Origin of the sequence: Mycobacterium sp. 1274756.6, from assembly GCF_001668625.1 — a bacterium.
In the GTDB taxonomy this organism is placed as follows: Bacteria; Actinomycetota; Actinomycetes; order Mycobacteriales; family Mycobacteriaceae; genus Mycobacterium.
Map to the genome: position 1 here is coordinate 1 of NZ_LZLJ01000008.1, position 23,356 is coordinate 23,356.

Consider the following 23,356-nt stretch of genomic DNA (forward strand, 5'->3'; position numbering starts at 1 on the left):
CCACCGCACCCCCGCAGGTGCCCCCGTGCGCCGGACCACTGGGCGAACACGCCGACTGGTGGTGGTACGACCCCTTCCAACCCCAACCCCCACCCACCGACAACTGACGCGGGCGGCCCGCGCGCTACAGCGCGGCGGCGATCGCCGCGATCGCCCGGTCCAGGATCGGCCGGGTGGTGGCGAAGTTCAGTCGGGCACAACCGGTCCCGGCACCGAACGGGATGCCCGGGTTGAGGGCGACCCGAGCATGGCTGAGCAGATAGTCGGCCGGCTCCTCGGGCAGATCCAGCGCGGTGCAGTCCAGCCACGCCAAGTAGGTGCCCTCCGGGCGGGTGACCGTCAGTCCCGGCACCAACTCGGGCAGCGCGTCGGCCACCCGGTCCCGGTTGCCGCGCAGATGCACCAGAACCGCATCCAGCCAGTCCTCCCCGTCGCGGTAGGCGGCGAGGTTGGCCGCGATGCCCACCGTCGAGGCGCCCATCCAGTTCAACCAGTTCATCGCGTCCCACACCGTCGCGTCGGCCGGATTGGACAGGATCACCTGCGCACACTTCAGCCCGGGCAGGTTCCAGCCCTTGGACGCCGACAGCACCGTCACCACCGTGGCGGCCGCGGCCGGCGACACCGAGGCCGCCGGCACATGACGGCCCCGGTAGACCAGCGGGGCGTGCACCTCGTCGGCGACGATCCGCGCCCCGTGCGCCGCGGCCAGGTCGACCACCGCGCGCAGCTCGGCGGCCGAGAACGCCGTGCCCAACGGGTTGTAGGGGTTACACAGGATCAGCGACCCGGCCCCGGCGGCGAACGCCGCCTCGATCGCCGCCAAATCCAGGGTGTAGCGCCCGGTGGGTTCGCGCAGCATCGGCACCTCCACCCGCTGGCGCCCGGCGATCTGCAGCACGTCGAAGAACGGCATGTAGGCGGGTACCGGCAGCACCACCGGGCTCTGCGGGCGGGTGAGGAAGTCGATCGCCAGCTTCAGCCCGGCCAGCACATCGGGCACCACCCGGACCTGATCGGCGGTGACCGGCCAGCCGTAGCGGCGCCCGCACCACTCCGCGGTCGCCGCCGGCAGCGCGTCGTGCCCGAACCGCGGGTAGCCGAACTCCTCCCGCTCGGCCCAGGCGCGGATCGCGGCGAGCACGGGCGGGGCGGTCGGGAAGTCCATCTCGGCCACCCACAGCGGCAGCACATCGGCGGGGTAGCGGTTCCACTTGACCGTGTTGCGCGCGCGCAGGCGTTGCTCGTCCAGCGCGTCGAAGTCGGGCACTAGCCGGGCAGTCCCAGCACCAGCCGGCTCAGCGAGCCCAGCTTCGGGAAGTGGTCGCGCAGTTTCGGGGTGTGGGTGCTGTGGCCGCCGAAGCCGAGGTGCAGCGCGCTGGCGTCGAAGTCGGCGGGCAGCATGCCGGCGTCGGAGAACACCCGGGCCAGCGGCGCCAGGTTCAGATCGGCGCCGTAGCGGAACGCGCCGTACAGGTCGGTCGGCAGGTGGGCGAGCCGCCAGCTGGCCGCCACCGGGTCGGGGTTGGCGCCGGCGAGGTCGCCGACGACGCCGACCGCGGTGCTGCCCAGCGCCACCAGCGGGCTGAGGTAGGCGCCCCAGCGGCCGTCGGCGACCAGGTCGCTCAACGGACTGAACAGCAGGTCGATGGCCCAGCTGATCAGATACCGGCTGTGGTCGCCCAGGTCGGCGGGCAGCACCTGCGGCACGATGATCTTGGTCAGGCTGTGCAGCCCGTCGGTGGAGCCGTGCGGCACGATCTTCGAGCCGGGCAGCGCGGTGACCAGGCCGATCCCGGTCCGGGCGCCCGGCTCGGCCACCACGTCACGCCAGCGGTCCAGCAGGTCGTTGTTGGCGGACAGCGCGACGGCGGGCTCGGCCGGCCGGGCCGCGACCCCGGCGCTGGCCGATCCGGCGACACCGCCCACCCCGGAATCGGTGAGGGTGCCCGCGAGCAGCACGGTCAGGGTGACCGCGGCGAGCAGCGCCACGGCGTTGGTCAGCCAACGGCGCGGTGCCGACTCCGGCATGCCCTCCGCCCCTCCCTGATTCATCGCATGCGTCAATTCAGTTGCTCATGGTACCGCAGCGGCTCCGCCGCAGCCGATTTCGACGGCCACCAGTTCGCCGAGCCGAGGGTGGCGGCGATCGCCGGCACCGTCAACGTCCGCACCACGAAGGTGTCCAACAGCAGCCCCACCCCGATGACGAAACCGGTCTGGACCAACGTGGTGAGGCTGGCCGCCAACATGCCGAACATCGACGCCGCGAAGATCACCCCGGCCGCGGTGATCACCCCGCCGGTCGCCCCGACGGTCCGGATCACCCCGGTGCGCACCCCGGCGCCCGACTCCTCCCGCAACCGGGAGACCAGCAGCAGGTTGTAGTCCGCGCCCACCGCCACCAGGATGATGAACGCCAGCCCGGGCAGCGCCCAATACAGCTCCTGGCCCAGCAGGTACTGGAACACCAGCACCCCGATGCCCAGCGCCGCCAGATACGACAGCACCACCGAGGCCACCAGGTACAGCGGCGCCACGATCGCGCGCAGCAGCAGGCTCAGGATCGCGAACACCACCGCGATCGTCACCAGGACGATGAAGCGCAGGTCGTGGGTGTAGTAGTCGCGGATGTCGCGCAGGGTGACCGAGCCGCCGTTCATCGACACCGACGCGTCCGCCAGCGAGGTGTTGGGCCGCGCGTCCCGCGCAGTGGCCAGGATCGCATCGATCTGGTCCATCGCGGCGGTGCTGAACGGGTTCAGCCGGGTCTGCACCATGTAGCGCACGGTGTGACCGTCCTCGGAGACATAGAACCGGGCGGCCTCCCGGAAATCGTCGTCGTCGAGGTACTGCGGCGGGATGTAGAACCCCGACATCGACGGCGCGGAGGCCTCGCTCTTCATGGTCAGCAGGAACTCCGAGACCTCCGAGAGGTCGGTCCCCATCGCGGTGACCTGGTCGACGAGCGCGCGCACCCCGGCCGCCACCTGGCGGCTCGCCGCGGCCAGCAGTTCGGTGTTGGCGCGGATGGCGTCGAGTTGACCGCCGGTCGCGTCGTCGGTGGCCCCGCCCACCGACTCCAGCGCGTCCCCGGTGTCGTCGAGCGCGTCGCGCAGGTTGTCGGCGGCGGACTTCAGCCGCTGGCCGTCGGGGGTGTCGCGCAGCCGCCGCCCGGCGTCGGCGGCCGGGTCCAACCTGCCCTCGTCGCGGGCGGCGACCAGCCGCTGCAGCCAGCTGCGCACCCGGTCGCAGGACGGGGCATCCGCGCAGGTGGTGGAGGTGTTCAAGCCGTCGAGCACCGAATCCATCCAGGTGAAGTCCTGCGGGTCGCGGTCGAGGTTCTGCTCGATCGTCTCGGTCGCGGCCCGCATCAGCGTCACCAGCATCGCGACGTCGTCGGACTCGGTGGCCGCGTGGTCGGTGACCGCGGCGGTGTTGTCCGCGCCGGTGTCCAGGCTGTCGCGCGCGGTGTCCCAGCCGCCGCGCAGGTAGTCGAGTGCGGCGACCAGTTCCTGGACGGCGGGGATGGTCTCGTCGGCCTGCTCGTGCAGCATGTTCAGCGCGTCGGCGATCAGCGCGGACGCGGTGGCCAGCTCGTCGAGGTCGTGGGCGTGGTCGTTGATGCCGCTGGCCGCGTCGTGCAGGCTGCTGCCGACCGCGCCGGCCTGATACGACAGCCGCGCCTGCTCCAGCGCGGTGCCGTTGGGTCGGGTGATGCCGCGCACCGCGTCGATGTCGGGCAGTTGGGTGACACGGCGGGCCAGTTGTTCGAGGTCGGAGAGTGCTCGCGGCGTGCGCAGGTCGCGCGGCGAGGACACCACGATGAACTCCGGCACGATGCTGCCCGCGGGGAAGTGGCGCTGCATCACCTCGAACCCGCGGATGCTGGCGGCCGAGTCGGGCAGGGCGGTGCGGTTGTCGTAGTCGAAGCGCACCAGCGCGGCACAGCCGGCCAGCGCGGCCAGCACCACCAGGCTGGCCGCCAGGTAGCGGCCGGGGTGCCGCACGATCCGGGCCCCGGACCGGCGCCACAGCCCGCGGGTCAACGCCGGGCGCGGCGGAATCCAGCCCCGCCGGCCCAGCACCACCAGCAGCGCCGGCAGGAAGGTCACCGCGGCCAGAAAGCAGACGGTGACCGTGAGCGCCAACGCCACCCCGGTGTCGGATACGACGGCCAACCGGGTGAAGCCCATCGCGGCGAACGTGAGCGCCACCGTCGCCGCCGACGCGGCGATCACCTTGCCGATCCCGTTCAGCGCCAGGCGCATCGCGGTGTCGGTCGGCCGGCCCTCCCGGCCGAAATCGTGGAAGCGGCTCATGAGGAACACCGCGTAGTCGGTGCCCGCCCCCGCCACCAGCGCGGTCACCAGCGCCACCGTGTGCGCGGTGATGCCCAGCCCCTGCAGGCCGAAGCCGGCGACCACACCGTGCGCGGTGAGCAGGGACACCCCGATGGTCAGCAGCGGCACCAGGATCGTGACCGGATTGCGGTAGATCACCAGCAGGATGATCAGCAGCATGACCGCCATCGCGATCTCGATGCGGTGCTGGTCCCGGCCGCTGGCGGTGCCGACGTCGAGTGCGGTGGCGGCCGGCCCGGCGATGTCGAGTTGCACGCCGGAGCCGGCGACGGTGTCGCGGGCGATGTCGACGACCCGGTTGGTGGCGGCATAGGCGGCCGGGGAGCCCAGCGTGCCGGTCAGCTCCACCGGCAGCAGCCACACCTGCCCGTCGTCGCTGGTCAGCGCCGGGCGCAGGGCGGGGGAGCTGAGGAACTCCCGCACCCCGACCACGTCGGTGGTGTTGCTGGCCAGCCGGTCGGCCAGCCGGCGGTAGAGCCCCTCGTCGTCGAGCCCGCCCGGGCGCGACAGCACCAGGACCACGGTGTTGCCGCTGCGGGATTCGTCGAACGCCGCGTTCATCTCGCGGGCGCTGACCGAACTCGGGGCGTCGGCGGGCAGCAGCGCGGCCGGGTCCTTCTGGGACAACTGCGACAGCGACGGGAAGGCGACCGACAAGGTGGCGGCCAGCACCACCCAGGCGGCGATGACCACCCAGGGGGCGCGGCTGATGACCGCGCCCAGCCGGGTGAACAGCCCGAACCGGCGGACGAAAATGGCAGGTCGACGGAGAGTTCCCCGTGACCAGTACCCTTTCCGCATCACGGCTACAATATCCGTTGCATCGCGGGCGGGGTGCTGGACGAGGGACACCCGAGGGACATGATGGCCACCAAAACCCGATCCTGGTGGGGCTGGGGTCACGTCGAGGACGCCGTCGGTCCCGCCGAACGGGACCGGCTGCTGCGCCGGGTCGCCACCCTACTGCCCGACGCCGACCTCACCCCCCATCCGCCGCCGGCACCGGAGTCGCTGCCGGTGCCCGCGCCGCGGATCAGCGCCCCGGCGGCGCTGGCGGCGCTGACCTCCACCGACCTGCGCGACCGGCTGCGCCACAGCCACGGGCAGGCCTTCCGCGACGTGGTGCGCTGCCTGCTCGGCCGGGTCGAGCAGGTGGTGGACCTGGTGGTGCGGCCGGCCACCGAGGCGCAGGTGATCGACGTGCTGGACTGGTGCAGCCGCGAGCGGATCGCGGTGATCCCGTTCGGCGGGGGCAGCTCGGTGGTCGGCGGGGTGGAACCGCGCTGTTATGCCGACCATCCCGGCGTCGTCGCGCTGGACCTCACCGCCATGGACCGGGTGCTGGAGATCGACCCGGTCAGCCGCGCGGCGCGCATCCAGGCCGGCATCTTCGGCCCCGCGCTGGAGGACCGGCTGCGCGGCGACGGGTTCTCGCTGCGCCATTTCCCGCAGTCCTTCGAGTTCTCCACACTCGGCGGGTGGCTGGCGACCCGCTCCGGCGGGCACTTCGCCACCGTCTACACCCACATCGACGACCTGACCGAGTCGCTGCGGGTGATCACCCCGGCCGGGGTCGGCGAGAGCCGCCGGCTGCCCGGATCCGGGGCCGGGCCGTCCCCGGACGCGCTGTTCCTCGGCTCGGAGGGCACGTTGGGGGTGATCACCGAGGCGTGGCTGCGGCTGCAGCGCCGCCCGCGCTGGCGGGCCTCGGCGTCGGTGGTCTTCACCGACTACGCCCGGGCGGTCGCGGCGACCCGGGCGCTGGCCCAGTCCGGGCTGTACCCGACCAACTGTCGGCTGTTGGACCCGGTGGAAGCGCTGCTCAACGCCGGCACCAGCACCCGCGGCGGTCTGCTGCTGCTCGGCTTCGAATCCGCCGACCACCCGCTGCAGGCGCCGATGGCGCGGGCGGTCGAGATCGTCGCCGATTACGGCGGGCAGCTGCCTGACGGGGTGCGGCACAGTGACAGCGCGGACAATCCGGCGCCCGGTGCGGTGGGCACCTGGCGTTCGGCGTTCATCCGGATGCCCTACCAGCGCGACGTGCTGGCCGCCCACTCGATGATCGCTGAGACCTTCGAAACCGCCTGCACCTGGGCGGGTTTCGATGCGCTGCTGACCGCGGTCACCGACGCGGCCGGCGCCGCGATGGCCGGTGCCGGCGTCCGCGGAGTTCTGACCTGCCGGTTCACCCACGTCTATCCCGACGGCCCGGCCCCCTATTTCGGGGTGTACGGCACCGGCCGGTGGGGCCAGACCGTCGAGCAGTGGGATGAGATCAAAGCCGCGGTGTCGCAGGCGATCTACCAGCAGGGCGCCACCATCACCCACCACCACGCGGTCGGCCGGGACCACCGGCCGTGGTATGACCGGCAACGCCCCGAGGTGTTCGCCACCGCGCTGCGCGCCGCCAAACAGGCCCTCGACCCGGCCGGCGTGCTCAACCCGGGGGTGTTGCTGGACCGGTAGCGCGGCCACGAGAGCCGGCGCGGGCTCGCCGCACTCAGGACCGGTGTGCGGCGTCCAGGTGCAGTTCGACAATCGGCAGCGGCGTGTCGACTTCGGTGACCTCGGCGCCCAGCGTCCGCTCGAGCACCGCCTTGAACCGCGCCCAGGTGCCCGGGTGGGCGGCGATGTAGTCGCCCAGCACGCGGTCGGCCTCGCGCTGGGCCAGCACCCGCGCGGTGGCCGGTGCCGGCGCGTGGCTGCCGATCGTCACCCGCACCCGCGGGTCGGCCTGGATGTTGCGGAACCACTGCGCGCGCTCACCGAACCCGGAGGCCACCACGTAGCGCCGCGGCGACGGGTGCCCGATGACCTCCAGCACGACGTGGCGGGCCCGCCCGCTGCGGCGGCCACGATGTTCCAGCAGCAGCAGCCGCGGCCCCAGCAGCGCCCCGAGCCGGAGGCGATACAGCCAGATCGGTGCGCGCACGAACCGCCGCGAACGCAGCAGCGCCGCCCCGACGCCGGCCAGCCGGCTCATCCGACCCGCTCCCGACGGTGCCGGGCGGCTTCGGCGATGAGCAGCAGCACCCCCACCGCGGCGATCGCGCCGGAGGCCAGCGCCAGCGACGGGTTGACCCGGCCGGTGAAGGCGTCGCCGAACAACACCAGCGCCACGGTGCCCGGCGCCAGCCCCGCCATCGTGGCCACCGCGTACGGCCGCACCCGGATGCCGGAGGCACCCGCCGCGTAGTTGATCACCGAGAACGGCACGGCCGGGATCAGCCGCAGCGCCAGCACCGCCGCCCACCCGCGCTCGCGCAGCCGCGCGTCGAGGGCGGCCAGCCGCGGATGATCGACCAGCCGGTCGACCCGCCAGCCGGTGGCCCGCACCAGCGCCAACGCCAGCAGCGCGCTGAGCGTGCTGGCCGTCACCGCCAGCGCCACCCCCAGCCAAGCCCCGAACAGCAGCCCGGCCGCCAGGGTGAACACCGTGCGCGGAAACGGCGCCACCGTGACCACGGTGTGCACGACCAGGAACACCGCGGGCACCCACGGCCCGGCCGCCGCCACCCAGTCGCGCAGCTGCACCGCGGTGGGCACCGGCAGCAGCCACCACGCCGCGGCGACCAGCACCGCGATCGCGGCCACCGCCGCCACCACCCGCCGGCGGGGCAGCCCCCGGGCGGTGCTGAGCAGGGTGGAGCGCAGGGCCCGCAGCTGGGTGGTCCGCACCGGACCACGATAGCCGCCGCCGGGCACCGCAACCGCCATCAATTAGCCTGGTTAACACTCGGGCCGGCCGCCGGGCACCCGGGCCGAACCCGCAGCAGCAGTCACAACAGGAGTCGCCGGTGTCAGTCGAGGTACCCCACGCCGACCTGGAGCGAGCCCGGGCGCAGTGGCGCCGCGACGTGGCCGCGGTCCTGGCCAAGAGCAGCCGCCGGGAGGCCGCCGACTTCGGCGACGAACCCGAACGCCACCTCGACACCCCCACCTACGAGGGGTTCGCGATCCGGCCGCTCTACACCGCGCTGGACGAACTGCCCGAACACCCGCTGCCCGGCGCCTGGCCGTTCGTGCGCGGCGCCGACGCCCGCCGCGACGTCAAGACCGGCTGGAAGGTGGCCGAGACGTTCCCGGCGCCCGGCTCGGTCAACGTCGCCGCCGGCAACGGTGAGGTGCTCGCCGCCCTGACCGAGGGGGTCAGCGCCATGGTGGTGCGGGTCGGCGCCGACGGGGTGGCCCCCGACGCGCTGGACCGGCTGCTCGACGGGGTCTACCTGGAGTTGATGCCGGTGCTGCTCGACGCCGGCGCCGATTTCGGCGCGGCCGCCGCCGCGATGCTCGCGCTGGTCGACGGCCTGGACCGGGCCGCAGACTCGACCCTCTCGGTCGACCTGGGCGCCGACCCGCTCACCGCCCCGCTGAGCGGCCGGCCCGCGCCGACCGTCGAGGAAGTGGTAGCCGTCGCCGGCCGGCTGGCCGGCTCCCGCGGTGTCCGGGCGATCACCGTCGACGGGCCCGCCCTGCACAACCGCGGTGCCAACGCCGGCTGGGAGCTGGCGGGCAGCCTCGCCGTCGCGGTCGACTACCTGCGGCGTCTAGCCGAGGCGGGCCTGGAGCCCGCGGATGCGTTGCGCCAGATCAGTTTCCGGCTCGCCGCCGACGACGACCAGTTCATGACCATCGCCAAGATGCGCGCCGCCCGGCTGCTGTGGGCCCGCGTCGCCGAGGTGGTGGGCGCACCCGACGCCGGTGCGGCCACGCTGCACGCCGAGACGTCGCGGCCGATGATGACCCAGCGCGACCCGTGGGTGAACATGCTGCGCACCACGCTGGCGGCCTTCGGCGCCGGGGTCGGCGGGGCGGACACCGTGCTGGTGTGGCCGTTCGACAGCGCCATCCCCGGCGGGCTGCCCAAGAATTCCGCCGGGTTCTCCCGCCGGATCGCCCGCAACACCCAGCTGCTGCTGCTCGAGGAGTCCCACCTCGGGCAGGTACTCGACCCCGCCGGCGGCTCCTGGTTCGTCGAGGACCTCACCGAGCGGCTCGCCGAAACCGCCTGGCAGGCCTTCCAGCAGCTCGAGGAGCGCGGCGGCTTCACCGCGGCCCGCGACCACCTGAGCGAGCAGATCGCGGCGGTGGCCGACCGCCGCACCGCCGACATCGCCCACCGGCGCACCGCGATCACCGGGGTCAACGAGTTCCCCAACCTGGCCGAGCCGCCGCTGGCGCCGGCCGACGACGCCCCCGACGTGCGCCGCTACGCCGCCGGCTACGAGGACCTGCGCGACCGCTCCGACGCCCACCTGCAGCGCAGCGGCGCCCGGCCCAGCGTGCTGCTGCTGCCACTGGGCCCGCTGGCCGAGCACAACATCCGGGCCACCTTCGCCACCAACCTGCTGGCCGCCGGCGGGATCGAGGCGGTCAACCCCGGCACCGTCGACGCCGACACGACCGCCGCGGCGATCGCCGAGGCCGGCACCCCCACGGTGGCGGTGCTGTGCGGCACCGACAAGCGCTACGGCGCCGAAGCCGCGGGCGTGGTGGCCGCCGCCCGCGCGGCCGGCGTGCAGCAGATCCTGCTGGCCGGCCCGGCGCAGGCGGTCGAAGACAGCGACCCGCGCCCCGACGACTACCTGACCGCGAAGATCGATGCGGTCGAAGCCCTGTCGAGCCTGCTCACCCGATTGGGGGCCTAACCGAGATGACCAGCACCACCACCGGGATCCCCAGCTTCGCCGACGTCCCGCTGCACGGCCAGCAGACCGGCGCACCGGTCACCGCCGACGCCGTGGCCAAGCACGTCGCCGCCGCCGCCGAAGCGCACGGCTACACCGCCGAGCAACTCGACTGGCACACCCCGGAGAACATCGTCGTCAAACCGGTCTACACCGCCGCCGACCGCGCCGCGGTGGCCGCCGACGGCTACCCACTGGACAGCTTCCCCGGTGACCCGCCCTACCTGCGGGGCCCCTACCCGACGATGTATGTCAACCAGCCGTGGACGATCCGCCAGTACGCCGGGTTCTCCACCGCCGCGGACTCCAACGCCTTCTACCGGCGCAACCTGGCCGCCGGGCAGAAGGGCCTGTCGGTGGCGTTCGACCTGGCCACCCACCGCGGCTACGACTCCGATCACCCCCGGGTGCAGGGCGACGTCGGGATGGCCGGGGTGGCAATCGATTCCATTCTCGACATGCGCCAGCTCTTCGACGGCATCGACCTGTCGGCGGTGAGCGTGTCGATGACCATGAACGGTGCGGTGCTGCCGATCCTGGCGCTGTACGTGGTGGCCGCCGAGGAGCAGGGGGTGCCGCCGGAGAAACTGGCCGGCACCATCCAGAACGACATCCTCAAAGAGTTCATGGTCCGCAACACCTACATCTACCCGCCGAAGCCGTCGATGCGGATCATCTCCGACATCTTCGCCTACACCAGCGCCAAGATGCCGAAGTTCAACTCGATCTCGATCTCCGGCTACCACATCCAGGAAGCCGGTGCCACAGCGGATCTGGAGCTGGCGTACACGCTGGCCGACGGGGTGGACTACATCAAGGCCGGGCTGGACGCCGGGCTGGACATCGACGCCTTCGCGCCGCGGCTGTCGTTCTTCTGGGGCATCGGCATGAACTTCTTCATGGAGGTCGCCAAGCTGCGCGCCGGCCGGCTGCTGTGGAGCGAACTGGTCGCCGAGTTCGCGCCGAAGAACCCCAAATCGCTGTCGCTGCGCACCCATTCGCAGACCTCCGGGTGGTCGCTGACCGCCCAGGACGTCTACAACAACGTGGCCCGCACCTGCATCGAGGCGATGGCCGCCACCCAGGGCCACACCCAGTCGCTGCACACCAACGCCCTGGATGAGGCGCTGGCGCTGCCCACCGACTTCTCCGCGCGCATCGCGCGCAACACCCAGCTGCTGCTGCAGCAGGAGTCCGGCACCACCCGCCCGATCGACCCGTGGGGCGGCTCTTACTACGTGGAGTGGCTGACCCACCAGCTGGCGCAGCGCGCGCGGGCGCACATCGCCGAGGTCGCCGAGCGCGGCGGCATGGCCCAGGCGATCAGCGACGGCATCCCCAAACTGCGCATCGAGGAGGCGGCCGCCCGCACCCAGGCCCGCATCGACTCCGGTCGCCAGCCGCTGATCGGGGTCAACAAGTACCAGGTCACCGAGGACCAAGAGGTCGAGGTGCTCAAGGTGGAGAACAGCCGGGTGCGCGCCGAGCAGCTGGCCAAGCTGCAGCAGCTGCGCGCCGACCGCGACGAGGCGGCCTGTCAGGCGGCGCTGGCCGAACTGTCCCGCGCCGCGGCGGCCACCGGCCCGGCGGGGGAGGACGGGCTGGGCAACAACCTGATGGCGCTGGCCATCGACGCCGCCCGGGCCAAGGCCACCCTCGGGGAGATCTCCGATGCGATGGAGCAGGTCTACGGTCGTCATCAGGCCGAGATCCGCACCATCGCCGGGGTCTACCGCGACGAGGTGGGCGGCACCGACGCAGGAGGAGGCAGCACCATCAACCCGCTCTCCGCGGCCACCCAGACGGTGGAGAAGTTCGCCGAGGTCGACGGCCGCCGCCCCCGCATCCTGGTCGCCAAGATGGGCCAGGACGGCCACGACCGCGGCCAGAAGGTGATCGCCACCGCCTTCGCCGACATCGGCTTCGACGTCGACGTCGGCGCGCTGTTCTCCACCCCCGACGAGGTGGCCCGCCAGGCCGCCGACAACGACGTGCACGTGGTCGGGGTGTCCTCGCTGGCCGCCGGGCACCTGACGCTGGTGCCCGCCCTGCGCGAGGCGCTGGCCGAGGTGGGCCGCCCCGACATCATGATCGTGGTGGGCGGGGTGATCCCGCCCGGCGACTTCGACGAGCTCTACGAAGCCGGCGCCACCGCGATCTTCCCGCCGGGCACCGTCATCGCCGACGCCGCAACCGATCTGGTCCGTAAGCTGGCCGACCGGCTCGGGTACGACCTGAAGTAGGTGGCGACGATCAACGACACCGTCGAAGACCTCGCGGCGGCGATCCGCGGCGGCGACCGGGCCGCGCTGCCCCGCGCGATCACCCTGGTCGAGTCCACCCGGCCCGATCACCGCGACCGCGCCCAGCAGCTGCTGCTGGCGCTGGCCGACGAGGCGGGCCGGGCCCGCCACATCGGGATCACCGGCGTGCCCGGGGTGGGCAAATCCACCACGATCGAGGCGCTGGGCATGCACCTGATCGAGCAGGGCCACCGGGTGGCGGTGCTGGCCGTCGACCCCTCCTCGACCCGCACCGGCGGCTCGATCCTGGGGGACAAGACCCGCATGCAGCGGCTGGCGGTGCACCCGGACGCCTACATCCGGCCGTCGCCGACCTCGGGCACCCTCGGCGGGGTCGCCAAGGCCACCCGCGAGACGATCGTGCTGCTGGAGGCGGCCGGCTTCGACGTGGTGCTGGTCGAGACGGTCGGGGTGGGCCAGTCCGAGGTGACCGTGTCCGACATGGTCGACACCTTCGTGTTCCTCACCCTGGCCCGCACCGGCGATCAGCTGCAGGGCATCAAAAAGGGTGTGCTGGAGCTGGCCGACATCGTGGTGGTGAACAAGGCCGACGGCGACCACCTGGTGGAGGCGCGGTCGGCGGCCCGCGAGCTCTCCGGCGCGCTGCGGCTGATCTACCCGCGTGAAACCCTGTGGCGTCCACCGGTGTTGACGATGAGCGCGATCGAGGGCACCGGGGTGGCCGAGCTGTGGGAGACCGTGGAGCGCCATCACCGGGTGCTCAGCGACGCCGGGCAGTTCGAGGCGCGCCGCCGCGCCCAGCAGGTCAACTGGACCTGGCAGATGGTGCGCGACACCGTGCTCGACCGCGTGCTGTCCAACCCGGCGGTCCGCCAAGCCCGCGCCGAGGTGGAACAACAGGTCATCGACGGCCGGTTGACCCCGGCGCTGGCCGCCGAGCGGATCCTGCAGATCGCAGCGGGCTAACGGTTGGATAACTTCGGTTACGTTTGCTGGCCGGCGGGGTAGATTCACCTCTATGAGGCAACGTGGCCTTGATGGCGCCCAGTTGGTGCTGCCCCGCGGAATGCACGGCGCGGCGGCTCCGGAGTTCGCGTGCGCGGTGCGCACGCTCAAGGCGATGTTCCCCGGCCGCCGGCTCGGCGGCGGGGCGCTCGCGGTCTATCTGGACGGTCAGCCCGTCGTCGACGTGTGGACCGGCTACGCCGACCGCGCCGGTGACCAGCCCTGGGGCGCCCAGACCGCCTCGATGGTGTACTCGGTGACCAAGGGGATGGCCGCGACGGTCATCCACCGGCTCGCCGACCGCGGCCTGATCGACTACGACGCACCGGTCGCCGAATACTGGCCGGCGTTCGCCGCCAACGGCAAGGCCGCGATGACCGTGCGCGCGGTGCTGGGGCACCGGGCCGGGCTGGCGCACCTGCGCGGGGTGACGATGGCCGACCTGCTCGACCACGAGCAGATGGAGGAACGCGTTGCCGCCGCGGCCCCCGACCGCCAGCTCGGCAAACCCTCCTACCATGCGTTGACGTTCGGCTGGCTGCTCTCCGGGCTGGCCCGGGCGGTCACCGGCACCGGCATGCGGGAGCTGATCCGCACCGAGTTGGCCGAGCCGCTGAACACCGACGGGCTGCACCTGGGCCGCCCGCCGGCCGAGGCGCCGACCTGGCCGGCCCAGATCATCATGCCGCAGCGCAATCTGACCCTGCCGCTGGTGGGCCAGGCACTGGCCCGGCTGGCGACCGCGCCGGGCTCCCGGGGCCTGGGCGCCATCTACTTCCAGGGCGTGTTCTCCTCGGTGCAGGGCGACGTCCCGGTCCTCGACACCGAGGCGCCGGCCCTCAACGGGGTGGCCACCGCGCGCGGGCTGGCCCGGATGTACGGCGCGATCGCCAACCGCGGCCGCCTGGACGGCACCCAGTTCCTCTCCGAGCGGCTGGTGGGGGAGCTGACCGGGAAACCCTCGCTGCGCCCGGACGGCAACCTGATGGTGCCGCTGCCGTTCCACCTCGGCTACCACGGCGTGCCGTTCGCGCTGCCCGGCTTCGGCCACGTCGGCCTCGGCGGCTCGGTGGGCTGGGCCGACCCGGCCAGCGGGCTGTCCTTCGGGCTGGTGCACAACCGGTTGCTCACCCCGTTCGTGGCCACCGACCAGACCGGGTTCGTGGCGCTGGGCAACGTGATCCGGCGGGCCGCCGCCCGGGCGCGCCGGCGCGCGATCACCCCGGTGCCCGATTTCGGTGCGCCGTTCGCCCGGCCCGCGGAGGCCGCTGGCTAAGCCGCCCGCCGGTGGTCTAGGGTTTACCCAAGTCTGGTTTGTAACAATGCGGGCGCGTCCCGCCGACCGGTGCGGAGGAGACCCGTGAGCATCGCCGAACGCAGCACGCAGACCACCTGGGAAGGGCCGCTCGCCTCGGGCACCGGCACCTTCGCCACCAGCAGCAGCGGCGTCCTGGACGGCCGGCAGGTCACCTGGGCGGCCCGCACCGAGGCCCCCGGCGGCAAGACCAGCCCCGAGGAACTCGCCGCCGCCGCGCACTCGTCCTGCTTCTCGATGGCGCTCGCGCTCAAGCTCGGGGAGAACAAGACCCCGCCGCAGCGCCTCGACGTCACCGCCACCGTCACCCTCGACGAGGTCGACGGCGTGCCCACCATCACCACCTCCGCGCTGCGGGTGCGCGCCGCGGTGTCCGGGCTGGACGCCGACGCCTTCACGGCGATCGTCGACGACGCCGCCGCCCTGTGCCCGGTCTCCCGGCTGTTCGCCGGGGCGAAAGTCAGCGTCGACGCCGAACTCGCCTGACCCGACCGAGGAGGACAGTCATGACCGCACCGTCGTCCCTGTCGGCGATCCTGGAGCGCGAACACCACGAGATCGACGCCGGCATCGAGGCTTTCGTCGCCGACGGCGACCCGGCCGCGCTGCGTGCCGCGCTGGAGGCGCTGCGCCGGCACATCTACCTCGAGGAGGTGCTGCTGTTCCCGCCGCTGCGGGTCGGCGGGCTGATGATGCCGATCATGGTGATGATCCGCGAGCACGGCGAGATGTGGCGGCTCCTCGACGAGCTGACCGGCGGGCTCGACGACGGCGCCGACCCGGCCGCCCTGCAACCGGCCTGCCGCGAACTGCTGGCGCTGCTCGAACGGCACAACTCCAAAGAGGAGCCGGTCATCTACCCGCACGCCGACGCCGACATGCCCCCGCAGGCCGCCACCAAACTGCTGAAGTTCATCGAAACCGGCGCCACCCCGGCGGGCTGGGTCTGCCAGCAAGCGGCCGGCTGAGGCGGTAACCTCGGGCGATGCGGACCCGGGTGGCCGAGTTGCTCGGCGTGGAGTATCCGATCTGTGCCTTCAGCCACTGCCGCGACGTGGTCGCCGCGGTCACCAACGCCGGCGGATTCGGGGTGCTCGGCGCGGTCGCCCACAGCCCCGAGCGGCTGGCGACCGAACTGAGCTGGATCGAACAGCAGATCCACGGCCGCCCGTACGGCGTGGACCTGCTGCTGCCGCCGAAGTACGTCGGCGCCGAGGAGGGCGGCCTGGACGCCGGGGGCGTCGCCGGGCTGCTGCCCGACGAGCACCGCGCCTTCGTCGATGACCTGCTCACCCGCTACGACCTGCCCACCGCGGAGCCCGCGGACCCGGCGGCGGCGCGCGGCGGCCTCAACGTCTCACCCAAGGGCTACCAGCCGCTGCTGGATGTCGCCTTCGCCCACAACATCTCGCTGATCGCCAGCGCACTGGGCCCGCCGCCGCCGGAGCTGGTGGGCCGCGCCCACGACGCCGGCGTGGTGGTCGCCGCCCTGGCCGGCACCACCGCCCACGCCCGCAGGCACGCCGCGGCCGGCGTCGACCTCATCGTCGCGCAGGGCACCGAGGCCGGCGGGCACACCGGCGAGATCGCCACCATGGTGCTGGTGCCCGAGGTCGTCGATGCCGTCGCCCCGGTCCCGGTGCTGGCCGCCGGCGGCATCGCGGGCGGCAGGCAGATGGCCGCGGCGCTGGCGCTGGGCGCCGAGGGGGTGTGGTGCGGCTCGGTGTGGCTGACCACCGAGGAGGCCGAGACCCCGCCGGTGGTCAAGGAGAAGTTCCTCGCCGCCGCGGCCACCGACACCGTGCGGTCGCGCTCGCTGACCGGCAAACCGGCCCGGATGCTGCGCACCGCCTGGACCGACGAGTGGGACCGCGCCGACGCCCCCGACCCGCTGGGCATGCCGCTGCAGACCGCCCTGGTCGGCGAGGCGCAGCGGCGGATCAACCGCGCCGCGGCGCAGCACGGCGCCAAGGCCGGCGACCTGGCCACCTACTTCGTCGGGCAGGTCGTCGGCGCGCTGGACACCGTGCGCCCGGCCCGCGCCGTGGTGCTGGCGATGGTCGAGGAGTTCATCGACACCGTCGAACGCCTCGACGCCGTCCTGGGCGGAGAGCCCTAAGCGTTCTCCAGCCGGAAGCCGACCTTCATCGTCACCTGGAAATGGCCGACCTGACCGTCGCTGAGATGGCCCCGAATCGACTCCACCTCAAACCAATTCAGGCCACGCATCGTCTCCGACGCCCGGGCCAGGCCGTTGCGGATCGCCGCGTCGACCCCGTCGGGGGAGCTGCCCACGATCTCGATGACACGGTAGGTGTTGTTGTCGCTCATCGTCACCCTTTCTGCCGGTGGCCTCCACGGTATCGTTGGCGGGTCACCCGACGAGGGGAGTTTGCGATGCCGCGGTGTGCCAGCGTCGTCCTCACCGCCGCGCTCACCGCGGCGTTCACCGGTGGCTGCGGCTCCGGCGGGCACGACGCCGCCCCCGGCCCGGCCGAGACCGCCGGCGGCGGCTACGACATCACCCGCATCGGCGCGGTGGCCGACGCATTCCCGCCCGGCTTCACCGTCACCGAGATTCCGCTGACCACCCTGACCGAGGAGCAGGCCGAGGGGCTCGGCGGCATCAGCGACACCCTGTCGTCGCTGACATTCGATCCGCCGGAGTGCAACGGGATGCTCAAGAGCCCGCACGTCGTGGCCGGCGGCCGCACCCAGGGCGTGCTCGGCGAGGGCCCCCAGGAGATCACCGTCATGGCCGCCGAGTCGTCCGACGCCGGCGCGGACGCCGCGCTGCGGACCGACTGCGACCACGTGACGATCCGCTCGCCCGGCATGGCCGAGGGCACCATCGACCGGATCCCCAGCCCCGACATCGACGGCGTCACCACCGCCGGCCTGCGCAGCCACCTCGAGGTGACGCTGGGGGAGCACACCCAGGCGTTGGACCGGATCGCCTTCCTGGCCCCACTGGACGAGCGGACCGCGGTCATGGTGCTCGGCGCCGCCGACCCGGCGCTGCTGTCCGACCTGCTGGTCAAGGGGGTGGCCGCGGTGCGCGGCAGCGCGCCGTAGAATCGGGCCCAGCGGCGTCGATCCGGCCATCACCGGGGAGCCTTCGGAAGAACGGCCGGCCAGGCCCAGTAGAACCGAACGGGGAGGCCCGTCACAGCCTGCAGTGAAGCGGCCGCACCGCACCGGGGCGGCAAGCGGGGTGGTACCGCGGCGCTCGCGCACCGGCGCGTCGTCGTCCCCGCGCCCGGACAGGCGCAGGAGACGGCAGAGCGTGACAGGACACAGCTACCCGAAGGTGGCGGCGGGCACCCCCGACTTCCCGGCGATGGAGGCCGACGTGCTGGCCTACTGGGCCGCCGACGACACCTTCCGCGCCAGCATCGCCCGGCGGGCCGACGCCGAGGAGTACGTCTTCTACGACGGGCCGCCGTTCGCCAACGGGCTGCCGCACTACGGGCACCTGCTCACCGGCTACGTCAAGGACATCGTGCCGCGCTACCGCACCATGCGCGGCTACAAGGTGGAGCGGCGGTTCGGCTGGGACACCCACGGCCTGCCCGCCGAACTCGAAGCCGAACGCCAGCTGGGCATCACCGACAAATCCCAGATCGACGCCATGGGCATCGCCGAGTTCAACGCGGCGTGCCGCGACTCGGTGCTGCGCTACACCGACGAGTGGCGCGCCTACGTCACCCGCCAGGCCCGCTGGGTCGACTTCGACAACGACTACAAGACCCTGGACCTGACCTTCATGGAGTCGGTGATCTGGGCGTTCAAACAGCTCTACGACAAGGGCCTGGCCTACCAGGGCTACCGGGTGCTGCCGTACTGCTGGCGCGACGAGACCCCGCTGTCCAACCACGAACTGCGGATGGACGACGACGTCTACCAGAGCCGCCAGGACCCGGCCCTGACCGTCGGGTTCGCGATCGCCGACGGCGCGGACGAACCGGCCCGCGCGCTGGCCGGCGCTCATCTCCTGGTGTGGACGACCACCCCGTGGACGCTGCCGTCCAACCAGGCCGTGGCCGTCGGTCCGGAGGTGACCTACGTGCAGGTGGCGGTCGGGGAGCGGCGCTACCTGCTGGCCGAGGCCCGGCTGGCCGGCTACGCCCGCGAACTCGGCGAGGAACCCGAGGTGCTGGGCCGCTACCGCGGGGCGGAGCTGGTCGGGCTGACCTACCGGCCGCCGTTCCCGTATTTCGCCGACGCCCCCAACGCGTTTCGGGTGCTGGCCGCCGACTTCGTCTCCACCGAGGACGGCACCGGCATCGTGCACCTGGCGCCCGCCTACGGTGAGGACGACAAGACCACCACCGACCCGGCCGGGATCACCCCGGTCACCCCGGTCGACGCCAAGGGCCGCTTCGACGACACCGTGCCCGACTACGCCGGCCAGCACGTCTTCGACGCCAACCGGGCGATCATCCGCGACCTCAAGGACGGCACCGGCCCGGCCGCGGCGGGCGGAGCGGTGCTGCTGCGCCACGAAACCTACGAGCACGCCTACCCGCACTGCTGGCGGTGCCGCAATCCGCTGATCTACAAGGCGGTGTCGTCGTGGTTCATCAAGGTCAGCGAATTCCGTGACCGCATGGTCGAACTCAACGAGCAGATCACCTGGCACCCCGAGCACGTCAAGCACGGCCAGTTCGGCAAGTGGCTGGCCGGCGCCCGGGACTGGTCGATCTCCCGGAACCGCTACTGGGGCACCCCGATCCCGGTGTGGACCTCCGACGACCCGGCCTATCCGCGCGTCGACGTCTACGGCAGCCTCGACGAACTCGAACGCGACTTCGGGGTGCGCCCGGACAACCTGCACCGGCCCTACATCGACGACCTGACCCGGCCCAACCCCGACGACCCCACCGGCGCCGCGACGATGCGACGCATCCCCGACGTGCTCGACGTGTGGTTCGACTCCGGGTCCATGCCGTTCGCCCAGGTGCACTACCCGTTCGACAACGCCCGCTGGTTCGACGGCGGCGACGGCGCCGAACCGCACTTCCCCGGCGACTTCATCGTCGAGTACATCGGCCAGACCCGCGGCTGGTTCTACACCCTGCACGTGCTGGCCACCGCGCTGTTCGACCGGCCGGCGTTCAAAACCTGTGTCGCGCACGGCATCGTGCTCGGCTCCGACGGGCAGAAGATGAGCAAGTCGCTGCGCAACTACCCCGACGTGTCGGAGGTGTTCGACCGGGACGGCTCCGATGCGATGCGCTGGTTCCTGATGGCCTCGCCGATCCTGCGCGGCGGCAACCTGGTCGTCACCGAACCCGGCATCCGCGAAGGGGTGCGCCAGGTGATGCTGCCGCTGTGGAACGCCTACAGCTTCCTGGCCCTCTACGCGCCGGAACCCGGGGTGTGGCGCACCGATTCGGCGCACGTGCTGGACCGCTACATCCTGGCCAAGCTCGCCGTGCTGCGCGACGAGCTGACCGCCGCGCTGGACCGCGCCGACATCTCGGTGGCCTGCGACGAACTGCGCCAGTTCACCGACGCGTTGACCAACTGGTATGTGCGCCGCTCCCGGTCGCGGTTCTGGACCGAGGACACCGACGCCGTCGACACCCTGCACACCGTGCTGGAGGTGACCGCGCGGCTGGCCGCCCCGCTGCTGCCGCTGACCACCGAGACCATCTGGCGCGGCCTCACCGGGCAGCGCTCGGTACACCTGACCGACTGGCCGCAGCCCGACGCGCTGCCGGCCGACCCCGACCTGGTGGCCGCGATGGACCTGGTCCGCGACGTGTGCTCGGCCGGCTCCTCGCTGCGCAAGGCCAAGCAGTTGCGGGTGCGGCTGCCGCTGCCGAAACTGACCGTGGCGGTGGACGATCCGCAGCGGCTGGCGCCGTTCACCGGGCTGATCGCCGACGAGCTCAACGTCAAGGCCGTCGAGCTCACCGACGACATCGCCGCCTACGGCCGGTTCGTGCTCACCGTCAACGCCCGGGTCGCCGGGCCCCGGCTGGGCCGCGACGTGCAGGCCGCGATCAAGGCGGTCAAGGCCGGCGAGGGCGTGGTCAACGACGACGGCACGCTGCGCGCCGGGGGCGTGCTGCTGGAGCCGCAGGAGTACGACTCGAAACTGGAGGCCGCCGACCCGCAGTTCACCGCCGCCCTGCCGGCCGGGGCCGGGCTGGTGGTGCTCGACGCCACCGTCACCCCCGACCTGGAGGCCGAGGGCTGGGCCAAGGACCGCATCCGGGAACTGCAGGAACTGCGCAAGTCGACCGGTTTGGAGGTCTCCGACCGCATCACTGTGGTGATGGCCGTCCCCGAGGCCCGCAGCCGGTGGGCGGCTGATCACCGCGAGCTGATCGCCGGGGAGATCCTGGCCACCGGCTTCGAGTTCGCCGACCCCGGCCCGGACGCCGCCGAGATCGGCGACGGGGTGCGGGTGACGATCCGCCGGGCGTGACCGCTTTAGCATGACCGGTGTGGCCGGCCGCTGGGTTCTGCACCTGGACATGGACGCGTTCTTCGCTTCCGTGGAGCAGCTGACCCGCCCCACCCTGCGCGGCCGGCCGGTGCTGGTCGGCGGGCTGGGCGGGCGCGGCGTGGTGGCCGGCGCCAGCTACGAGGCGCGGGTGTTCGGCGCCCGGTCGGCGATGCCGATGCATCAGGCGCGCCGGCTGGTCGGGGTGAACGCGGTCGTGCTGCCGCCGCGCGGCACCGTCTACCGGGTGGCCAGCGCTCGGGTGTTCGCCGTGGTGCGCGGCCTGATCCCGGTGGTCGAACAGCTCTCGTTCGACGAGAGTTTCGGCGAGCCCGCCGAACTGGCCGGCGCCGACGTCGCCGCCGTGCACGCCTTCGGCACGCAGCTGCGGGCGCGGGTGCGCGCCGAGACCGGCCTGGTCGCCTCGGTGGGCGCCGGGTCCGGCAAGCAGGTCGCCAAGATCGCCTCGGATCTGGCTAAACCCGACGGGCTGACCGTGGTGGACCCGGCCGAGGAACTCGCGCTGCTGCACTCGCTGCCGGTGCGCCGGCTGTGGGGGATCGGCCCGGTCGCCGAGGAGAAGCTGCACCGGCTCGGGGTGGACACCATCGGGGCGCTGGCCGCGCTGTCCGACGCCGAGGTCGCCGACATCCTGGGCGCCACCACCGGGCCGGCGCTGCACCGGCTGGCCCGCGGCATCGACGAGCGGCCGGTGGCCGAACGCGCCGAGGCCAAACAGATCAGCGCCGAATCCACCTTCGCCACCGACCTGACCACCCTCGACCAGCTGCACGAGGTGATCGGCCCGATCGGCGAGCACGCCCACCGCCGGCTGTGCCGCGACGGCCGGGGAGCCCGCACGGTGACGGTGAAGCTACGCAAATCCGACATGGACATCCTGACCCGCTCGGCGACCCTGCCGTATGCCACGACTGAGGTTGCCACGCTGATCGGGGCGGCGCGGCGGCTGCTGCTCGACCCGCAGCAGGTCGGCCCGATCCGGCTGCTCGGGGTGGGGTTCTCCGGGCTGACCGAGGTGCGCCAGGAGTCACTGTTCCCGGGCCTGGAGGCCCTGGATGTCCCGGCTGCGCCGGCCGTGGCGCCCGCTCAGCCTGAGCCGGTCGAACCCGAAACCGGTTGGCGCATCGGTGATGACGTCACCCACCCGCGCTTCGGGCACGGCTGGGTGCAGGGCGCCGGGCACGGCCGGGTCACGGTGCGGTTCGAAACCCGCGCCTCCGGGCCGGGTCCGGCGCGCACGCTGGCCGTCGACGATCCCGACCTGGCCCCGGCCGACCCGGTGGCCAGCCTGGACTGGCCGGCGCGGTTCGGCGTCGAGCCGTGAGCGTCGCGCTGAAATTGCGTGTCAGACACCCCCTCCGGCGGTGTTAGCGTGACATCCATGTTCACCAGGTTGGTCCGGGTCGGTGTCGTGGCGGTGGCGGCCGCGGCGGTGGGGATGTCCACCGCCGGTGTCGCGGGCGCCTGGCCCACCATCATCACCCCGGAGATGCAGCAGTACATCGACAACGCCCGCGGCGCGGGCGCGACCGGCGATGACGACGCGCTGCTGTCCCAGGGTTATCTGGCCTGCCGGCTGCTCTACACCGGGCAGGGGGTGGCGGCCGCGGAGGCGGCCACCAGCCCGGCGGTGGTGGGTGCCGCGCGCGGCACGCTGTGCACCCAGGCGCCCGGCTGAGCCGGTTTCCGGCCGGCCGGCGGGGCTGAGATCATGGGGTCACCATGCACATGTTCGGCGGTTTCTGGATCGACGTCACGATCGGCTTCGTGGCGGGGCTCATCGTGGCGGTCGTCCTGTACCTCATCAACAACGACATGACCGCCGACACCGGATCGGCTGCCTGCCTGCCTGCCTGATTCGGCCGCGGCTGCGCACTGTGACACCGCGGTCAGATGATCCAGCGGTCGATCGCGACCATCAGGAGCGTGCCGATGAGCAGCCCGGCGCAGAACGCCAGCGCCGAGATCTGATAGATCAGATACTCGAGCATGTTGGCGCCCCAGTTGGAGAACGACAGCTGCTCCCGCAGCGTCTTCTTCCGATAGTGCCTGCCGCCCACCGTCACCCCCGCCCGGGCCCGGCCGGGCGCTGCTGGACGCCGGGGCGGTGCTGGTGCCGCGGCTGCGCCCGTCGCAGGCGCGGGTGCTGATGATGGCGGCGCTGGCCATCGGCGCACCGGTGGCCGAGGTGATCGAGCGGTGGGGGTAGCGACGGGCGGAGGCCCGGGCGGGCCAACGGG

General features: G+C 72.7%; 20 protein-coding genes and 1 pseudogene. 14 read left to right on the top strand and 7 right to left on the bottom strand.

What is annotated here, in order from left to right:
• Window positions 1-124 precede the first annotated feature (124 nt).
• Genes A5643_RS01040 through A5643_RS01050 form a run of 3 tightly spaced genes read right to left on the bottom strand, consistent with a single transcriptional unit; the run spans window position 125 to window position 5,165 of the window.
• Window positions 125-1,270 carry a MalY/PatB family protein gene (locus A5643_RS01040; protein WP_066851173.1) on the bottom strand — a complete coding sequence of 382 codons (1,146 nt, stop codon included), beginning with the start codon at window positions 1,268-1,270 and terminating at the stop codon, window positions 125-127.
• Window positions 1,270-2,031, bottom strand: a complete 762-nt coding sequence (locus tag A5643_RS01045) for a hypothetical protein (RefSeq protein ID WP_066851174.1) — start codon at window positions 2,029-2,031, stop codon at window positions 1,270-1,272. The genes A5643_RS01040 and A5643_RS01045 overlap by 1 nt, the downstream gene beginning before the upstream one ends.
• Window positions 2,032-2,063: 32 nt before the next feature.
• A complete protein-coding gene (locus A5643_RS01050) occupies window positions 2,064-5,165 on the bottom strand; it encodes an MMPL/RND family transporter (protein ID WP_082948643.1) in 3,102 nt (1,033 codons plus the stop codon).
• Window positions 5,166-5,228: 63 nt separating this feature from the next.
• Here A5643_RS01050 and A5643_RS01055 point away from each other — a divergent pair, with 63 nt between their 5' ends.
• Window positions 5,229-6,833, top strand: coding sequence for an FAD-binding oxidoreductase (locus tag A5643_RS01055; protein WP_066851188.1), 1,605 nt, complete (start codon window positions 5,229-5,231; stop codon window positions 6,831-6,833).
• A gap of 34 nt (window positions 6,834-6,867) precedes the next feature.
• On the opposite strand, the gene A5643_RS01060 is transcribed toward A5643_RS01055, so the two are convergent.
• Both A5643_RS01060 and A5643_RS01065 read right to left on the bottom strand, forming a co-directional pair.
• Window positions 6,868-7,350 (bottom strand): nitroreductase family deazaflavin-dependent oxidoreductase, encoded by a 483-nt coding sequence (locus A5643_RS01060; RefSeq protein WP_066851175.1) that lies wholly within the window; start codon window positions 7,348-7,350, stop codon window positions 6,868-6,870.
• Window positions 7,347-8,084 carry a TVP38/TMEM64 family protein gene (locus tag A5643_RS01065; RefSeq protein WP_066851176.1) on the bottom strand — a complete coding sequence of 246 codons (738 nt, stop codon included), beginning with the start codon at window positions 8,082-8,084 and terminating at the stop codon, window positions 7,347-7,349. The genes A5643_RS01060 and A5643_RS01065 overlap by 4 nt, the downstream gene beginning before the upstream one ends.
• A gap of 80 nt (window positions 8,085-8,164) precedes the next feature.
• On the opposite strand from A5643_RS01065, the gene mutA reads away from it, so the two are divergent.
• The 7 genes from mutA (at window position 8,165) to A5643_RS01100 (ending at window position 16,757) form a co-directional block, all read left to right on the top strand.
• Window positions 8,165-10,015 carry a methylmalonyl-CoA mutase small subunit gene (mutA, locus tag A5643_RS01070; protein WP_066851177.1) on the top strand — a complete coding sequence of 617 codons (1,851 nt, stop codon included), beginning with the start codon at window positions 8,165-8,167 and terminating at the stop codon, window positions 10,013-10,015.
• 5 nt (window positions 10,016-10,020) lie between these two features.
• Window positions 10,021-12,297, top strand: a complete 2,277-nt coding sequence (gene scpA / locus A5643_RS01075) for a methylmalonyl-CoA mutase (protein WP_066851178.1) — start codon at window positions 10,021-10,023, stop codon at window positions 12,295-12,297.
• A complete protein-coding gene (gene meaB, locus A5643_RS01080; protein WP_231995399.1) occupies window positions 12,298-13,284 on the top strand; it encodes a methylmalonyl Co-A mutase-associated GTPase MeaB in 987 nt (328 codons plus the stop codon).
• Window positions 13,285-13,336: 52 nt separating this feature from the next.
• Complete coding sequence (gene lipL / locus A5643_RS01085) at window positions 13,337-14,599, top strand: esterase/beta-lactamase LipL (protein ID WP_066851179.1); 1,263 nt, start codon at window positions 13,337-13,339, stop codon at window positions 14,597-14,599.
• Between the two features lie 84 nt (window positions 14,600-14,683).
• Complete coding sequence (locus A5643_RS01090; protein WP_066851180.1) at window positions 14,684-15,124, top strand: OsmC family peroxiredoxin; 441 nt, start codon at window positions 14,684-14,686, stop codon at window positions 15,122-15,124.
• Between the two features lie 20 nt (window positions 15,125-15,144).
• Window positions 15,145-15,606, top strand: a complete 462-nt coding sequence (locus A5643_RS01095) for a hemerythrin domain-containing protein (RefSeq protein WP_066851181.1) — start codon at window positions 15,145-15,147, stop codon at window positions 15,604-15,606.
• 17 nt (window positions 15,607-15,623) lie between these two features.
• Complete coding sequence (locus A5643_RS01100; protein ID WP_066851182.1) at window positions 15,624-16,757, top strand: nitronate monooxygenase; 1,134 nt, start codon at window positions 15,624-15,626, stop codon at window positions 16,755-16,757.
• Here the strand turns inward: A5643_RS01100 and A5643_RS01105 are convergent.
• The gene (locus tag A5643_RS01105; RefSeq protein WP_066851183.1) at window positions 16,754-16,969 is read right to left on the bottom strand and encodes a dodecin; all 216 of its coding nucleotides are present in this window, start codon (window positions 16,967-16,969) and stop codon (window positions 16,754-16,756) included. The genes A5643_RS01100 and A5643_RS01105 overlap by 4 nt on opposite strands.
• A gap of 66 nt (window positions 16,970-17,035) precedes the next feature.
• Here A5643_RS01105 and A5643_RS01110 point away from each other — a divergent pair, with 66 nt between their 5' ends.
• The 5 genes from A5643_RS01110 to A5643_RS18820 all read left to right on the top strand — a co-directional run bounded on the left by A5643_RS01110 (window position 17,036) and on the right by A5643_RS18820 (window position 22,973).
• Window positions 17,036-17,713 (top strand): DUF5642 family protein, encoded by a 678-nt coding sequence (locus A5643_RS01110; protein ID WP_066851184.1) that lies wholly within the window; start codon window positions 17,036-17,038, stop codon window positions 17,711-17,713.
• Window positions 17,714-17,924: 211 nt separating this feature from the next.
• Complete coding sequence (gene ileS / locus A5643_RS01115) at window positions 17,925-21,077, top strand: isoleucine--tRNA ligase (RefSeq protein WP_066851185.1); 3,153 nt, start codon at window positions 17,925-17,927, stop codon at window positions 21,075-21,077.
• A gap of 19 nt (window positions 21,078-21,096) precedes the next feature.
• Window positions 21,097-22,440 carry a DNA polymerase IV gene (locus A5643_RS01120; protein ID WP_066851190.1) on the top strand — a complete coding sequence of 448 codons (1,344 nt, stop codon included), beginning with the start codon at window positions 21,097-21,099 and terminating at the stop codon, window positions 22,438-22,440.
• Window positions 22,441-22,497: 57 nt separating this feature from the next.
• Window positions 22,498-22,794 (top strand): hypothetical protein, encoded by a 297-nt coding sequence (locus A5643_RS01125; RefSeq protein ID WP_066851186.1) that lies wholly within the window; start codon window positions 22,498-22,500, stop codon window positions 22,792-22,794.
• A 44-nt stretch (window positions 22,795-22,838) separates the two neighbouring features.
• Entirely contained in the window at window positions 22,839-22,973 is a 135-nt protein-coding gene (locus A5643_RS18820; RefSeq protein ID WP_286143626.1) for a hypothetical protein, read from the top strand.
• 32 nt (window positions 22,974-23,005) lie between these two features.
• Here the strand turns inward: A5643_RS18820 and A5643_RS17955 are convergent, their stop codons facing one another.
• Window positions 23,006-23,176 carry a hypothetical protein gene (locus tag A5643_RS17955; protein ID WP_156628422.1) on the bottom strand — a complete coding sequence of 57 codons (171 nt, stop codon included), beginning with the start codon at window positions 23,174-23,176 and terminating at the stop codon, window positions 23,006-23,008.
• A gap of 14 nt (window positions 23,177-23,190) precedes the next feature.
• On the opposite strand from A5643_RS17955, the pseudogene A5643_RS17960 reads away from it, so the two are divergent.
• Window positions 23,191-23,325: pseudogene (locus A5643_RS17960) on the top strand (L-asparaginase); the annotation flags it as partial.
• Window positions 23,326-23,356: the final 31 nt, after the last annotated feature.

Coding starts and splice junctions, on each gene's coding strand:
- A5643_RS01045 (WP_066851174.1), bottom strand. CDS start 2,031: ATGCCGGAGTCGGCACCGCGCCGTTGGCTGACCAACGCCGTGGCGCTG.
- A5643_RS01050 (WP_082948643.1), bottom strand. CDS start 5,165: ATGCGGAAAGGGTACTGGTCACGGGGAACTCTCCGTCGACCTGCCATT.
- A5643_RS01055 (WP_066851188.1), top strand. CDS start 5,229: ATGGCCACCAAAACCCGATCCTGGTGGGGCTGGGGTCACGTCGAGGAC.
- A5643_RS01060 (WP_066851175.1), bottom strand. CDS start 7,350: ATGAGCCGGCTGGCCGGCGTCGGGGCGGCGCTGCTGCGTTCGCGGCGG.
- A5643_RS01065 (WP_066851176.1), bottom strand. CDS start 8,084: ATGGCGGTTGCGGTGCCCGGCGGCGGCTATCGTGGTCCGGTGCGGACC.
- scpA (WP_066851178.1), top strand. CDS start 10,021: ATGACCAGCACCACCACCGGGATCCCCAGCTTCGCCGACGTCCCGCTG.
- lipL (WP_066851179.1), top strand. CDS start 13,337: ATGAGGCAACGTGGCCTTGATGGCGCCCAGTTGGTGCTGCCCCGCGGA.
- A5643_RS01095 (WP_066851181.1), top strand. CDS start 15,145: ATGACCGCACCGTCGTCCCTGTCGGCGATCCTGGAGCGCGAACACCAC.
- A5643_RS01100 (WP_066851182.1), top strand. CDS start 15,624: ATGCGGACCCGGGTGGCCGAGTTGCTCGGCGTGGAGTATCCGATCTGT.
- A5643_RS01105 (WP_066851183.1), bottom strand. CDS start 16,969: ATGAGCGACAACAACACCTACCGTGTCATCGAGATCGTGGGCAGCTCC.
- A5643_RS01110 (WP_066851184.1), top strand. CDS start 17,036: ATGCCGCGGTGTGCCAGCGTCGTCCTCACCGCCGCGCTCACCGCGGCG.
- A5643_RS01125 (WP_066851186.1), top strand. CDS start 22,498: ATGTTCACCAGGTTGGTCCGGGTCGGTGTCGTGGCGGTGGCGGCCGCG.
- A5643_RS18820 (WP_286143626.1), top strand. CDS start 22,839: ATGCACATGTTCGGCGGTTTCTGGATCGACGTCACGATCGGCTTCGTG.